Raw genomic sequence first — 15111 nt, 5'->3', positions numbered from 1 at the left:
TTTCGGGGTCTCTTTTAGTCTTTATTTTGTCTAGGTGCTTGACTTGGCAAATACTCGCCAGGTTTTTCGACTAAATTGTTCATTTTATAATATTTAGTTTCTCCATTAACGATATAACTTATTACGCACTCATTATCTTTTAATTGAAATGGAAACGTATCTTGGTTATTTGGTAATGTATTGCCATACTCTGCATTTGGTTCATTACTCATTATTATATCTTTAGTTTTATCTTTAAGAGTTACAAAATATGCACCTTTACCAACTAATATCCTTCCTGTGAGGTTTCTAAAATATACCGTTTCAACAGGGTAATTACTTTTATTGATAAGGTTTGGGAAATATACGTTAAAACCTGTGCCTCCGGATTTTTCTCCAGCTGCCCATTTTGTATAATAAGGAGCTTTAACTACAATATCTGATTGAAATTCTATTTTTTTTTCTTCCATTTTAACACCTTTCTTAGAACTTGAACATTGCATTAATAATATCAAGCTAAAACATGCTAGTACTAGTATTATATATGTTTTCATGTAAATTATATATTAGATTTATAAAGATAGAAAATCAAAATCTATTCCATAAAAAAGCCTCATTCAAAATGAATAAGGCTTTTATATTATTATCATTCTGTAATAAATACAGAATAACTGATATTAGTTATTTAAAGCTTCTGCACTTTTTAATAATTTGACTTCTCGATGCTATGTCTAATTATTAAGAGCTTCTGCGCTTTTTAATAATTTGACTTCTCGATGCTTCGTCTAATTATTAAGAGCTTCTGCACTTTTTAATAATTTGACTTCTCGATGCTTCGTCTAATTATTAAGAGCTTCTGCACCTCCAACAATTTCTAAAATCTCATTAGTAATTGCTGCTTGACGTGCTTTGTTATAAGTTAATTTTAATTGATCTCTCAATTCTGTGGCATTATCTGTTGCTTTATGCATCGCAGTCATTCGTGCACCATGCTCACTTGCAAAACTATCTCTAATACCTTTATATAATTGAGTCTTTAAAGACTTAGGGATTAATTGTTCTACAATTTCTAATTTAGATGGTTCAAAAATATAATCTGAATTTGCATCTGCTTCTCCTTCTATAGGTACAATTGGTAAAAACTGTTCAGTCATTACTTCTTGAGTAGCAGCATTTTTAAACTTATTGTATACAATTTCAATTTTATCGAAATCTCCTTCAACAAATTTATCCATTAACATCTCTGCTATTGCAGCTACGTTATCGAACGTTAAATCATCAAAAACTTCACTTTTATTAGCAATAACAACACCTTGCTTTTCGAAAGCATCATTAGATTTTTTTCCAATAGCAAGAACAGACACTTTTTTACTAGCATAAACATTGCTAATTAAGTTTTGTGTTTGTTTAATAATGTTAGAATTAAAAGCACCACATAAACCTCTGTTAGATGTGATTGCTACAATTAACACATTATTTACTTCACGTTGAGTAGAAAACTTACTTCCAGAATCTGCATCTAAAGTTGCACTTAAACTCTGTAAAAGCTCAGTTAACTTATCTGCATAAGGACGCATTGCTGTAATAGCATCTTGTGCCTTCTTTAGCTTTGCAGCAGATACCATTTTCATGGCACTAGTAATCTGCATCGTTGAAGATACTGAAGATATTCTATTACGTATTTCTTTTAAATTAGCCATTCTTTATATTATAAAGACTCTTCGACAAGCTTAGAGTGACATTAGTTTAATAATTCTAATTTAAAGTTATGAGCAAAAAAAATTCTTAACTCATAACTTTAATTTTTTTATGCTCTGTATTTAGCTGAAAGGTCTTTACATACAGTTAATAATGTATCTGTAACCTCATCAGTTAATTTTCCTGCTTTTAAGGTATCTAAAACACCTCTGTGTTTAGCATTTAAGAATTCAATGAAATCTCTTTCGAATTCTTTAATTTTATTTACAGGAACGTCTTTTAATAAGTTTTTAGATCCAGCATAAATAATTGCTACTTGATCTTCAACTGTAAACGGATCGTTTTGACCTTGCTTTAAGATCTCTACGTTACGCTTTCCTTTTTCAATTACATTTAAAGTAACGGCATCTAAATCTGAACCAAACTTAGCAAACGCTTCTAATTCACGGAACTGTGCTTGATCTAATTTTAATGTACCAGATACTTTTTTCATTGATTTAATCTGAGCGTTACCACCAACACGAGATACAGAAATACCTACATTAATTGCCGGACGAACACCAGAGTTAAATAAATCTCCATCTAAGAAGATTTGTCCATCTGTAATAGAAATTACGTTAGTTGGAATATAAGCTGAAACGTCTCCTGCTTGTGTTTCAATAATTGGTAAAGCTGTTAAAGAACCACCACCTTTTACGATTGGTTTTAATGACTCTGGTAAGTCATTCATTTCTTTAGCAATATCATCATCATTAATCACCTTTGCAGAACGCTCTAATAATCTTGAGTGTAAGTAGAATACATCACCTGGATATGCCTCACGTCCTGGTGGTCTTCTTAATAATAAAGATACCTCACGGTAAGCAACGGCTTGTTTTGATAAATCATCAAATACAATTAAAGCTGGTCTACCAGTATCTCTAAAGTATTCCCCAATAGATGCTCCAGTCATTGGTGCATATACTTGCATTGCAGCAGGATCTGATGCATTTGCAGCTACTATTGTTGTGTAAGCTAAAGCTCCTTTTTCTTCTAAAGTTTTAGCAATGTTTGCTACTGTTGAAGCTTTCTGTCCAACGGCAACATATATACAATATACAGGTTCTCCTGCATCGTAAAATTCTTTTTGATTTAAGATCGCATCAATACAAACAGTTGTTTTACCAGTTTGACGGTCACCAATAACCAACTCACGTTGTCCTCTACCTACTGGAATCATTGCATCAATTGCTTTAATTCCTGTTTGTAATGGTTCTGTTACTGGTTCTCTATAGATAACTCCAGGTGCTTTACGCTCTAAAGGCATCTCATATGTATCACCAGAAATAGGTCCTTTACCATCAATTGGGTTACCTAAAGTATCTACTACACGACCTACAATACCTTCACCTACTTTAATAGATGCGATACGAGATGTACGTTTTACTGTAGAACCTTCTTTAACTCCTGTAGATCCTCCTAATAATACAATACCTACATTATCTTCTTCAAGGTTAAGTACAATACCTTCTAATCCACCTTCGAATTCTACTAATTCTCCGTATTGAGCGTTAGCTAATCCGTAAGCACGTACAATTCCATCACCTACAGTTAATACTGTTCCAACTTCGTCTAGAGAAGCACTAGCTTCAAAACCTGAAAGTTGTTGTTTTAAGATTGCTGATACTTCAGCTGGTTTTACTTCTGCCATCTTATTATTTATTTAGATATAAATATCTTAGTTTAATGTAAATTCTCTTTTAATTTTATTTAGCTGATTTGAAATACTAGCATTGTATTGTAAATCGCCAATTCGTAGAATAAAACCACCTAAAATGTCTTCATCTACAATATTTTCTACTGCTACTTCTTTTCCAGTTAATTCTTTTGCTTTAGCTAAAACCTTAGCTTTTAAATCATCTGTTAAAGGTATAGCCGTTGTAACTGTTGCTACTTCAATTCCTTTAGAAGCATCATATAATTCGTTGAATTTTGATGCTACATTACCAATAATATCGATCCTCTTATTAGAAATAAGTGTATCTATTAAATTACCAGTTAATGCATTAGTTCCTTTAAAAATCTCTAATAAAGATGATTTTTTAATTGAAGGACTAATTACAGGACTTTGAAGCATATCGCTTAAGTCTTTATTTTCGGCAATAGTATTCGTTATTAGCTTCATATCGCTATTTACAGCATCTGCTGAATTTTGATCGTTTGCTATACTTAATACTGCTTTTGCGTAACGTATTGCTGCTCTTGCTCCTGCCATTTCTATGTCTTAGTTAAGTTTTGCATCACCTAACATAGACTCAACTAATGCAAGCTGCTTGTCTTTATTAGATAATTCTTGACGTACTACTTTTTCTGCGATATCTACAGATAAACCTGCTACATGACTTTTTAATTCTGCCATAGCCGCTTTCTTTTCGCTTTCGATTGCTGCTTGCGCTTGCTCAATCATCTTGCTAGCTTGTGCTTGCGCTTCATCTTTAGCGTCTGAAATCATTTTATTTTTCATCTCACGAGCATCTTTTAACATTGCTTCACGCTCTGCACGTGCTTCTTGTAAAATACGTTCGTTATCTGCCGTAAGGTTTTCCATTTCTTTACGCGCATTTTCAGCTGAAGCTAAAGCATTTTTAATACCTTCTTCACGGTCGCTTACTGCGCCTAAAATTGGTTTCCAAGCAAATTTTCTTAAAATCACTAGTAGGAAAATGAACGTTACTGCCGTCCAAAATACTAATCCAAATCCAGGTGTAATTAAATCCATTTCTTTGTTCTTTTTTAAATAACTTAAATTTTAAAAAATACTGAAGTAACCAACCGTTACTTCAGTATTTTTTGTGTTTTTACCCTTGTAAGAAAGCAACAACAACACCAAATAGTGCTACCGCTTCTACGAAGGCTGCTAAAATTAACGCAGAAGATTGAATCTTTCCGTGCATTTCAGGTTGACGTGCCATAGCTTCCATAGCAGATCCACCAATTTTACCAATACCAACACCAGCTCCAATAGCTGCTAAACCAGCTCCAATAGCTGCAATTCCAGTAATAGTCATAGTTATAAAATTTAAATTAATTAATGATGTTCTTCTTCTGTTGCCATACCAAAATAAAGGGCAGACAATATTGTAAATATATATGCTTGTATTGCCGTTACAATAATTTCAATAACCGTAATAAACAATGAGAATGCTACAGATACTGGTGCAATTGCAACCGACTTAAATACGAATATTAATGACATTAATGCTAAGATAATTACGTGTCCTGCTGTAATGTTAGCAAACAAACGAATCATTAAAGAGATAGGTTTTACAAACATCCCGATAATTTCTATAGGCATTAAAAATATTTTCATTGGTACAGGAACGCCTGGCATCCAAAAGATATGTTTCCAGTAGTTCTTATTACCACTTAATGTTGTAATGATAAATGTAAAAATGGCTAGCGTAAAAGTAAACGCAATGTTACCACTTAAGTTAGCACCATTTAATATTGGAATTAATCCAAAAATGTTATTAATCCAAATAAAGAAAAAGATGGTTAATAGGTAAGGCATGTATCTTTTATACTTATGCTCTCCAATCATTGGCTTTCCAATTTCGTCTCTAACAAATACTACTAATGGCTCTACAAATCCAGCTAATCCAGTTGGCACTCCATCTTTAGATTTTTTATAGCTTCTTGCTACCGATAAAAAGATAAACAATAATACTGCTACAGAAACCCACATCATGAATACGTTTCTTGTAATTGAAAAATCTAAAGGCTTCTTAGCATTTGTTGGGTGATGTTCTGCATCGAAAGCTACTGAAGATGCTCCAGCATCTAATTGGTATATTTTTTCATGCAGCTTTACAAATTTACCTCCGTTTTTCTCAACTATAGTATGGCCTTCGTCATCATGGTGAAATTCGCTAGAAGAAAAAGTAGTTAATCCATTATCTGTCCATAATATAATAGGTAGAGATAATGATACTGGTTTTCCTTTCCAATCCCACAAATGAAACTCGTGAGCATCTTTTACGTGATGTAAAATCATTGACTTAGCATCGAATGGCGCATCGTCGCTAACTGGTTTATCTTCAGAAGCAAAACCTACAAATGAGACTGCTAAAAATAGTGTTGAAAATAATACTGTTCTAAAAGTGTTCAATATCATGCTGTATTAATTAAAAATACCTTGCTTTAAATTTTGTGCAAATGTACACACATTTAATGAATTGGCAAACTATATTTAAATGATTATTTACAGCCTTTTTTTGTCTTGTTTTCTTAGGCCAAATATTCAACCAATTACTACAGTTAAAAACGGTTGATATTATTCTATTTAACTGCAATTATTACTCAAAATAATAATTTTAATAATTACTTTTTTTGAAGAAATCTTGTTACAGAATACACCTCGAAAGCCAAGAATAGAAAGTAAGGTATAAAGAAATTTGCAAGATCGTAACCCTTTTGCTCTGGTTTAGATAAAATCCATGGTAGCAAAAACACCATTACTAATATCATTTTTAAAAGCATTCCTAATATAAAGGTATTAAACACTTCTTTCTTGCCAATAGAATCTCTATAATTAATTAAGGAGTAAATAATAGCAATTGTAATAATATGGAATAAATAAATATGCCATAAAGGAAAAAACAACAGTACTTCTTTTGCAAAATGATAATTTAAGTAACTATGAATACCAAATAATAATGCACTTATAACTATAAGCTGAATAAGGAAGTTTGCTTCTCTTTTTTTAAAAAGGTCATTCATTTATTTATCGTCTTTAGAAACTAAAATGATACGTCTTATAACATAATATATTGAAATGATTACAGATAGTAATGTTAGTACTAATGTGAAAAGATTATTTTCATTAGGATACTTGTCATCTAACTTTACACCTATAAAAGTGCCAATAGCTATAATAGCAATCATTTGGATAACTAAGCCTGAGTACTTAGCGTAACTATTTAAGTTGTTTGGGTTTTGAGTCACTTTTTGTTGTTGATTTCATAACACATGACACATTAAAGGTTGCTCCTGGATCTACGGCCAGTTTTTCAGTAACAACTTCTCCTTCAATAACTGCAGATGCTTTTAAAGTTAAAGTTCCTGTTAAATTTAATTTTCCAGAAAACTTACCTTCTACATAAGCATTACCACTTTGTAACGAACCATTAATTTCTCCTGTTTTTCCAACGACTACTTTTCCTGGTGTTTTAACATCGCCTTCAACATAACCATCTATCCTTATATCACCTTCACTTATAAAAGAGCCAACAATTTTAGTGCCTTTGGCAATAAGGTTTTGAACTGAAGTACTACTCGTTTTACTTTGGTCTACTTTGGTTTTTTTATTCTCAGAAAACATGGCGCTATTAATTTTATTGATTGGTTATATAAGATTCGAGGTTTTTATGAATTTGTAGTATTCTATAATTTTCGGTAGCAATACCAAAAGATGGTTTAGTAATTTGTGAACGTTCAATAGGTTCGAATAAATCTGTAAATCCTTTAGAACTTTCAATACTCCTTAATCCATGTACAACTACAAATGTTGTTTCTGGACTATATACATCTATAGATGTTGACATTCTATTATATCCCATTTTTTTTATGGCCTTATCTAGAATGTCTTTATAATCTTTTAATTCTGATTCTGTCGCATTTACAAAACTAAAAACAACTTTGCAGCTTGTTAGAGTTGTATCATCTACAAATTCTGGACTTTTAATGTTTTTTAAAGACTTGTCTAAAATCATTTGTGCTTGAAGACCTTCTGTTGTATTAGCATAAGCAACAGCAAGTTTATTAAGTGATTTCTCGTATTCATTAAAACCATAAAGTCTCCCTATTGCAAAGGTTTTTAATAGTTCGAATTTTGGAACAATGTCATCGCCTTCGAAATTAGTAATGTGTTTCTCACAGTCTTTAATAACTTGTGCAAACTCTTGTTTTTCAAATAACTTATAAACACCTTCATAGATACTTTCTACACTATTTTCATCTTTTTCAAGAGCCAATTCTGGATTACTTAAAATACTAGCATATCTAGATTCTGGATAATTAGATATAATTTCGCTTTTTAAAATATTAGCTTCTGCTTCACGTCCTAAAACCTCATATATTTTTAACAAATTATATTTAGAAGGTAAAACCAATCGTTCTTCTGGTTGGTTATTTAAAAGCGCTTGAAACTTGTCTTTAGACAATTCATATTCCTTAAATTTTTCCTTATAAATTAATCCTAATTGATAGTATGCGTAATTACGATCTCTAACCAATTCGTTAATTTTATCTTCTTCTTTAGGAATTTTATCTAAATAGTATTTAACATCAAATAATTCACTTTCTGATATTGGTTCTTCACTACCATCAGCTGAATTAGCAATCGCAATTCCTGTTTTACCATTAGAAGACCATCTCCAATTATCTTTTAGTTCTCTTTCTCCCCAAATACGTAAAAACTCATTTTTTCCATAAGCTACCGTTTGGTCATTATAAAAATAAAATGCTGATGCATTAGGCGTAGAACCTGCTGGCTTAATAAAATTACTATTACTTGTATTACCTGCATTATTAGTAACTAAACCTTGCTTTTGTGCAGCAATTTCTTGACGTTCTTTTTCAGCTTCGGCCTCGGCTTTTAATTTAGCGACGTGTTTTTCAAAGTAGTCTAACCTATCTACTTTAGACATAGCAACTAAATTTAAAATACTATCATTTGTTTCTGCTACACCTTCGTAATAAATTACATCATCTAGGTTCTCTCTCTTTCGTTTTAAAACTCTATAAGGCTTACTGTTCTCAACCATTTTGGTCATTGTGCTATCAAAATAAGCACCAGCCATTTTATAGTTGTTTTTATCGAAGTTCATGTCACCAAGCGTTTCGTAATTTCTAGCAACTAATATTTTATCTTGAGAATTAGTACGAAGTGATTTATTATAATAAGCTGTTGCTAAAGAATCATTCTTATTTGTTAGATAATACTGCGCAATCTGGTGGTATATTTTATCTAAAAAAGGTCTGTTTTCTCTGTCTTCCTCTAACTTAGTAAGATGTTCTATAAATGCTAATTTATCACCGTTTTCAAAATCGAAATTTTTTGCTTTTTCAACATGTGCATTAATTAAATATTTACGTGGAATTTTTCTGTTTAAATCTATAACTCTATCAAAAGCTATGTTGGCACTATCTTTATCTTGCAAAGCATTATGTAATTGCCCTTGTATAAAGAAATAGCGTCCTTCTTCGTTTTTCTTTTTTGTAGACTCTGCTGCAATTTTAATTTGCGTTAATGCGCTGTCTAAAGCTTTTGTGTTTATATATGCTTGAGCCAATGTAGATGTAATATCTGCTAAATCTTGCCCTTCTATTTCTTCTTGTTCAAGTAAACGATTTAAATTCTCTATGGCCAACTCATCATTTTCTAGACGCATATTAGTTTTCTCACGCCAAACTTTGGCTTGATTAATATTACTACTTGCTGGATATTTATATAAAATATAATTAAACGCTTCTAAAGCTGGTATAAAACGTTGATCGAAATAACGTGCTTTACCTAATAATAAATATGCTTCGTCTATTTGTGGATTTCTTTCTTTACCTTGAATATTCATGCCATGTTTTTGTATGGCTTTTACCGCTTTTTCTTCGGCATTAGTAAAGTTTGCGTTTTTAGATTGCCCTGGAAGTATAATCTCTTCTTTAATCTGCATGCGCTCTACTGGTAAAATATCCCAATAGTTATCTTGATAGCTATCATTAAGACTACTACGCCCTTGCTCTAAGGCGTTATAACCATTGTATAGAATATTATATTTAGTTCCAACAGCATGCCAACTTCTATTAATAAAACTATCGTTCTTTCTAGAACAGCTCGCTAATATTAATACAGAAATCGCAGTAAATACTATTAATTTTGATGTTATTTTCAACGTTATGATTTTTAGTCTAATACATAACTATTAAATTACTTTAATATTATGTGTTTACTTAGATAAGCACGTAAAAATAAGCATCTTTTTGAGTTTATGCCAAAATATCAAGGGAAATTGATTATTAGTATACGCTTTACCATAATTAATCATGGTACAAATAACTAAAAAGAGTATTCCCTTTCGACGAGAGTAAAGAAATAAATTTTATCATGTAATATTAAAAGCAGGAGTAAAAGAGCAAATATTTAATCTTTAGAAATACTAAATGTTATTTCACTAATATTTTGCTTATGCCTTAAAAAAGCTTTAATCTGAAAAGTTTCTTTTCTCCAAATAATAAATAAAGGATTTTCTTCAAAACTCCCTTCTCTTAATGTAATATTACTTTTTGTTAAGTGCTGTGAAAAATTATTATCTTCTAATTTACTCTCACTTATAATTTCCCTTTTATCGATTACTTGAATTATGTTTGGCTCTCCGTATTCTTTGACAAATGATTCGTAAAATTTACGATTTATAATATTTTGAAAATGAATTGTAACAGATTGAATAGCATCTTTTTCATCAGTTAGTATTGTAAGAGAATTATATTTCGTTCCATAAAGGTCTCTACTAACAAAATCATATGTATAATAAAAATCACTCCCGAAAAGTTCATTTACAAATTCTTTTCCAATAGCTTTTTTTACTACAGAAATAGCTTTTCCAAGTATGTGTTCAAATTTTTCAAACTCCATAAGAAAAGAGTAAAATAATATAGTTGTTTTCGTAGGTTAGGAATGTCAATCGTTATAGATTATCGCAAACATAGAAAGTACTGGCAATAGACAAAATTTTCTTTTATTAAAACTACACCTCAGCCACACCAGAAAAATGAGCTTCTAGCTCTTTTAAAGTGGCAGCACTTGTTTCTAAATCTTTTATAACTTCACCTTTTTCTAATACTACAATGCGCTCGCAAACCTCTGTTACATGCATTAAATCGTGACTAGAAATTAATACTGTAACACCCTGTTTTTCTGCTAGATCTTTAATAATTTGTTTTAATCTTATTTGCGTTGTAGGATCTAAATTAGCAAAAGGCTCGTCTAAAATAATAACTTCCGGGTTACCCATTAATGCTGCAACAATCCCTGCCTTTTTTTGATTTCCTTTACTTAAATCACGAAGGTATTTTTTCTTTCCTATAATTTCATCATTAAAAAACTCTTCAAACTGAGTTATATATGACTTTACATCTGCCTTATTAAGACCTCTTAAACTCCCTACAAAATCGAAATATTCTTCTGGTGTTAGGTAACCAATTAAAAACGATTCATCTATAAAAGAACCCGTAAAATTTTTCCAATCTTCACTTTCATTTACAGTAATATTGTTATTTGTAATTTTTCCTGTTGTTGGTCTTATTAAATCTAATAAAATATTAAATAGTGTTGTTTTACCCGCACCATTATTTCCTACTAACCCAAAACTTTGCCCAGTAGGAATATTAATATTTGGCACATTTAAAACCTGTGCTTTTCCGTATTTTTTTGAAATATTATCTATTGTAATCATGTTGTTTTTAAGTTTTGGTGGTTTATGCTTCTTTTCCAAAAGCGCTAATCATGTCGTGCTTTTCTCTTATGTATTTCTTTTCAATTAAATTCATAAAATAATTTTTAAAAACTAATCCTAAAACGCCAAATGCAGCTACTGCTATAAAACCTGAATTATAGCCAACAAATTTGTCGAAAAGCCAGAATAAAAGCATTGGAAATAACATTAAAGGAATTATAATAATAAACTGTGTAATGCTTGTTCCTTGTGTATTACCAAAACCACTTTTTGTTAAATCTATTTTCTTTCTATTAAAAGAACCAGCAAATAATAGAAATAGAGAATTAAAACCTATGTTAAATATTGCGCCTGCAGTAATCATTAAAAAAATTTTAGTTCCAAAATATAAATATGGAAAACTTAATAAGTACAAAATTGCTGTCATAGCGACCATTAAAACCCATTTAGATTCTAAAAACTTTCTATACCTAAAACTCTGACTCATTAACATTTTATAATGCTCACTATCCCATGCAGGAATAAATTGTCCGTAGTTTAAAGTAAAACCACCTGTAACAAATAAAGAGGCGAACATTAACATAGCAGTTTTGTCTTTATAGGCATCCATTGTAAAAAATATTAATCCATAAAAAAGGAACAGAAAGGACATTAGGAATACTGTTTTTGTCCTTTTATTTCTCCAAATTAATCGAATGTCATTTTTTATAAATGGCGCAACATCACCAAATTTATCTGCCCAAGATAAATCTACAGAAGTAGCTTCTTTTACTTTGGTTGATACAGCTTCGTCTAAGTATACAAGACTTCGTAATTGTTTGTAGTTTAAATAATATAGTGCTCCTAAAACAAAAACTCCAATTAAAGAAAATATTGGGTTTGAATAAATAGCATCAAATATTTTACCTCCATATCCTACTACGTCGAATATTTCAAATTTTTGGAGACTTATTAAACCAACTAAAAGAGCTGCAACACATACTAATACTGTATTCTTTTTATTAATTAAAAAATTTAAAAAATTTGCAGATTGAATAATTAAAAACATGGTAAATAACCAGCCTAAAACGCCTACTGTATCGTAGCCTTCTTTAATGAGTACAAGAGAGAAAGGAATGTAAAAAAACAAACTTAAAAAGTTAAACCCAGAAAATGCTGATTTACCTAGTACATAGTGAACTAACTTACTTCTATTTATTGGCAATGTTAGTAATGGTTTTATATTCATTACTGGTAACTTTTGCATTAAATATCTAAAAATTAAATCGCCAAGAATTGCAAATAACAAATAAGAATTTACAATTTGTAATGGGTCTGAATCTGGATATTCTTTCTTTAAAAGATAATAACCTCCAATACCAATTGACAAGAAAATTACAATGAAATAAAGCACAAAAAAGCCTATTAATATTTTAATAGCTATGCTTTTACCCATACTAGCTGAACGAATAAAAGATTTCCATTCTAAGTTTATAAACTTACTAATCATAGAAAAATATTTTGGTTTGGTTTATATAGTAAGTATCTAAAATAATTAATTTGTTACAAATTATATTCTGGGTATGTTTCCTTTAAGAGTATTTCTGCTTTATTTGGAAGTAAATTAAACCCGATATAGTTAATAAGAAACAGAAGCGTAAATACTAACGAAAGCCCTATAACATAGTACAAATTACTAAATATAAAGTCTTTATAACCTATAACATTAAAAAACTGGGAGATTAAAATTATTGCTATTCCACCAGCTTGCTTATATATCATTTCTTCTAAAAGCCATTTTTTATTAGATATTTCTTTACGTCTACGAAATTGCTTATTTAATTGTATACTCATATAAGCGATATGTATAAACAAAAGCACATAAGACACCAAAAATAAATAACCTGAAATAACCGAAGTAAAAGCATAATAAAACATAAAAAACAAAGACAATGTAATAACAACTTTAGGAATTGAAAACCATTGTTTTAATTCTCTCCATAGATATTTATAATAACGTTTATTCATTGCTTTTCTTCTTTGCGTAATCACATCTGAAAAACCTGTAATTCCAAATTTTTTAAAAGATTGATCTCTTGCCTCTTCAAACGATAACAATGGTTTCTCTTGCCATATGTCTTCTATAGCATTAGCTAAATGATCCACTAATTCTGTTTGCAAATCATAATGCTCTACATAATGGGCCTGTGTAAAATTATAGAGTTGTTGTACTTGGGTTTCGTTTATTTTCATTTAAGTCAACATTAGTTCATACATGTTTTTATGCTCTTTGTAAGCCAGAAAATAGACGTTAATATTTGTTCTCATTATTGGGTATAACAAACACGTCATTATTGCAAATATTATAAATGGTTTGTGTATTTCTGCTTCATAGTAAGAATTGAATATCTGTATTCCTAAATTATAGAGTGAAAAAAAAAGAAATCCCATATTACCCACAATCATAATATTCAAAGATTTACGGGTCGATTTATCTTTTAATGAATGAAAAGCACTAAAAAAATAGGGCAGCATTAAAACAACTAATCCAATAAAACCAGTTGTTTTTGGCCAATATTGAAAAACGATAACAAACAACAATATAATACTTGTATATTCTAATAAAAATGCAGGACTAACAAGCATTTTTTTAAGCTCTTTAAGCGTTAGATTTCTATATTTTCGACCTAATTCTTTTTGCTTTTTTCTAGTGAATTTTTTGAAGCCGTTATTATCTGCATATAAACCGGTTTTCATTAATTTATCATTATAAATTCCAAAGGTTTTAGTTCTGTTTCCAAAACTTTGATGAACATCTAACAAAGCTTCATTAAATGAAACACCTTCTTGCTCTATTTTATCTTCAACTGCAGACACAATATGATCTAATAATTCTATACGTACATCCCAATATTTTACTCCATTTTTAATGAGGTAATGCTCTATAAACTCTATTTCTTCTTTAATTAGTTTCATTTTATAGAATTGATTTAAACTTTATTTCATAATCGTTTTTAAATTTAATTGCTGTCATTAAAAATAGAATTGGAAGCATTACTAAAAATGCTTTCACAAGCAAAAAAACATAAACAAATTCTCCCCAAAAACTTGCATTATACTTTAGGTTAAAAACTCCAAATATGTATATAACATAAAGTACTAATGCTCTTTCTAAAGCAGAATATCTTATTTTATTTTTTTTATAAGTAATTAGAATTAGAACTAACACTCCTATTTGTATAAGAAGTTCACTGCTAATTAAAATACGATTAAAGGTTTTTACCTCTAAATAATTTATCCCTATATATAATATAAATCCCATTGATATGAAAAACAGTATTCCTTTAAAAGACAATAATTGATTAAAAAGTGTTTTTATTATCTTCTTATCTGTTGCTTTTTTAAACGCTTTATGATTATTTAATATTAAAGATTTATTGTCTATCATGTATGCTTTAAATATATCGTAAAAAGACCTATTGTCACCTGCATTTATTTGGCATTCTATATCTGTAGCTATATGGTCTACTATTTCTAATCTAACATCACCATATACTATATCTGAATTATCTAAATAATTATCTATAAACTGTATTTCTTCCTTATTTAATTTTTCCATTATTCCAAACTCAATTTAGGGCTTACCAAATTTTGCATTGTACTAATATAATTAGCCAATTCATTTAATTTATTAACCGTTTCTTTTTCACCATTTTCTGTTAACCTATAATATTTACGCAAGCGATTATCTACCTTTTTTACCTCAACTTCTAATAAACCTTCTGCCTCTAACTTATGCAAAGCAGGATACAATGCGCCTTCTGTAATTTTTAATTCGCCTTTAGTTAATTCTTTTACTTTTTGTGTAATCTCATAACCATACATTTTATCGCTTTCATTTAAAAGCTTTAAAATAATAGTGGTTAAACTTCCTTTATATAATTTTGAATTACTCATAGTTCAAATA

The 15111-nt window shown here is 29.9% G+C and carries 18 protein-coding genes; all 18 read right to left on the bottom strand.

From position 1 onward, the window contains the following. Window positions 1-14 precede the first annotated feature (14 nt). The gene (locus Q0997_RS01585; protein ID WP_299883765.1) at window positions 15-533 is read right to left on the bottom strand and encodes a hypothetical protein; all 519 of its coding nucleotides are present in this window, start codon (window positions 531-533) and stop codon (window positions 15-17) included. 285 nt (window positions 534-818) lie between these two features. Then, window positions 819-1679, bottom strand: coding sequence for an ATP synthase F1 subunit gamma (atpG, locus tag Q0997_RS01580; protein WP_299883763.1), 861 nt, complete (start codon window positions 1677-1679; stop codon window positions 819-821). Window positions 1680-1786: 107 nt separating this feature from the next. Further along, window positions 1787-3367: a F0F1 ATP synthase subunit alpha gene (gene atpA / locus Q0997_RS01575; protein ID WP_299883761.1), complete on the bottom strand. Its 1581-nt coding sequence runs from the start codon at window positions 3365-3367 to the stop codon at window positions 1787-1789. 27 nt (window positions 3368-3394) lie between these two features. After that, the gene (gene atpH, locus Q0997_RS01570) at window positions 3395-3931 is read right to left on the bottom strand and encodes an ATP synthase F1 subunit delta (protein WP_299883759.1); all 537 of its coding nucleotides are present in this window, start codon (window positions 3929-3931) and stop codon (window positions 3395-3397) included. A 9-nt stretch (window positions 3932-3940) separates the two neighbouring features. Next, the gene (locus tag Q0997_RS01565; protein ID WP_299883756.1) at window positions 3941-4435 is read right to left on the bottom strand and encodes a F0F1 ATP synthase subunit B; all 495 of its coding nucleotides are present in this window, start codon (window positions 4433-4435) and stop codon (window positions 3941-3943) included. A gap of 79 nt (window positions 4436-4514) precedes the next feature. Then, complete coding sequence (gene atpE / locus Q0997_RS01560) at window positions 4515-4724, bottom strand: ATP synthase F0 subunit C (RefSeq protein ID WP_034042296.1); 210 nt, start codon at window positions 4722-4724, stop codon at window positions 4515-4517. Between the two features lie 20 nt (window positions 4725-4744). Then, window positions 4745-5830: a F0F1 ATP synthase subunit A gene (gene atpB / locus Q0997_RS01555; protein ID WP_299883754.1), complete on the bottom strand. Its 1086-nt coding sequence runs from the start codon at window positions 5828-5830 to the stop codon at window positions 4745-4747. A 206-nt stretch (window positions 5831-6036) separates the two neighbouring features. Next, window positions 6037-6435, bottom strand: a complete 399-nt coding sequence (locus Q0997_RS01550) for a hypothetical protein (RefSeq protein WP_299883752.1) — start codon at window positions 6433-6435, stop codon at window positions 6037-6039. Continuing rightward, window positions 6436-6660, bottom strand: a complete 225-nt coding sequence (locus Q0997_RS01545) for an AtpZ/AtpI family protein (protein WP_299883750.1) — start codon at window positions 6658-6660, stop codon at window positions 6436-6438. Continuing rightward, window positions 6632-7036 (bottom strand): polymer-forming cytoskeletal protein, encoded by a 405-nt coding sequence (locus tag Q0997_RS01540; RefSeq protein WP_299883748.1) that lies wholly within the window; start codon window positions 7034-7036, stop codon window positions 6632-6634. Before Q0997_RS01540 ends, Q0997_RS01545 begins: the two co-directional genes overlap by 29 nt. A gap of 13 nt (window positions 7037-7049) precedes the next feature. Continuing rightward, window positions 7050-9605 carry a hypothetical protein gene (locus Q0997_RS01535; protein WP_367180189.1) on the bottom strand — a complete coding sequence of 852 codons (2556 nt, stop codon included), beginning with the start codon at window positions 9603-9605 and terminating at the stop codon, window positions 7050-7052. Window positions 9606-9853: 248 nt separating this feature from the next. Next, a complete protein-coding gene (locus tag Q0997_RS01530) occupies window positions 9854-10345 on the bottom strand; it encodes a hypothetical protein (RefSeq protein WP_299883746.1) in 492 nt (163 codons plus the stop codon). Between the two features lie 112 nt (window positions 10346-10457). Continuing rightward, a complete protein-coding gene (locus Q0997_RS01525; RefSeq protein ID WP_299883744.1) occupies window positions 10458-11165 on the bottom strand; it encodes an ABC transporter ATP-binding protein in 708 nt (235 codons plus the stop codon). A 22-nt stretch (window positions 11166-11187) separates the two neighbouring features. Continuing rightward, a complete protein-coding gene (locus Q0997_RS01520) occupies window positions 11188-12654 on the bottom strand; it encodes a DUF5687 family protein (protein WP_299883742.1) in 1467 nt (488 codons plus the stop codon). A 53-nt stretch (window positions 12655-12707) separates the two neighbouring features. Then, the gene (locus Q0997_RS01515) at window positions 12708-13397 is read right to left on the bottom strand and encodes a hypothetical protein (RefSeq protein ID WP_299883741.1); all 690 of its coding nucleotides are present in this window, start codon (window positions 13395-13397) and stop codon (window positions 12708-12710) included. Beyond that, the gene (locus Q0997_RS01510) at window positions 13398-14120 is read right to left on the bottom strand and encodes a hypothetical protein (protein WP_299883739.1); all 723 of its coding nucleotides are present in this window, start codon (window positions 14118-14120) and stop codon (window positions 13398-13400) included. Between the two features lies 1 nt (window position 14121). Further along, window positions 14122-14763, bottom strand: coding sequence for a hypothetical protein (locus Q0997_RS01505; protein WP_299883737.1), 642 nt, complete (start codon window positions 14761-14763; stop codon window positions 14122-14124). After that, the gene (locus Q0997_RS01500) at window positions 14763-15101 is read right to left on the bottom strand and encodes a PadR family transcriptional regulator (protein WP_299883735.1); all 339 of its coding nucleotides are present in this window, start codon (window positions 15099-15101) and stop codon (window positions 14763-14765) included. The genes Q0997_RS01505 and Q0997_RS01500 overlap by 1 nt, the downstream gene beginning before the upstream one ends. Window positions 15102-15111 lie beyond the last annotated feature (10 nt).

The organism is uncultured Lacinutrix sp., assembly GCF_947500325.1.
GTDB lineage: Bacteria > Bacteroidota > Bacteroidia > Flavobacteriales > Flavobacteriaceae > Lacinutrix.
Note: the sequence above shows the minus strand (reverse complement) of the source record. Positions and strands in the feature narration are given on the sequence as shown.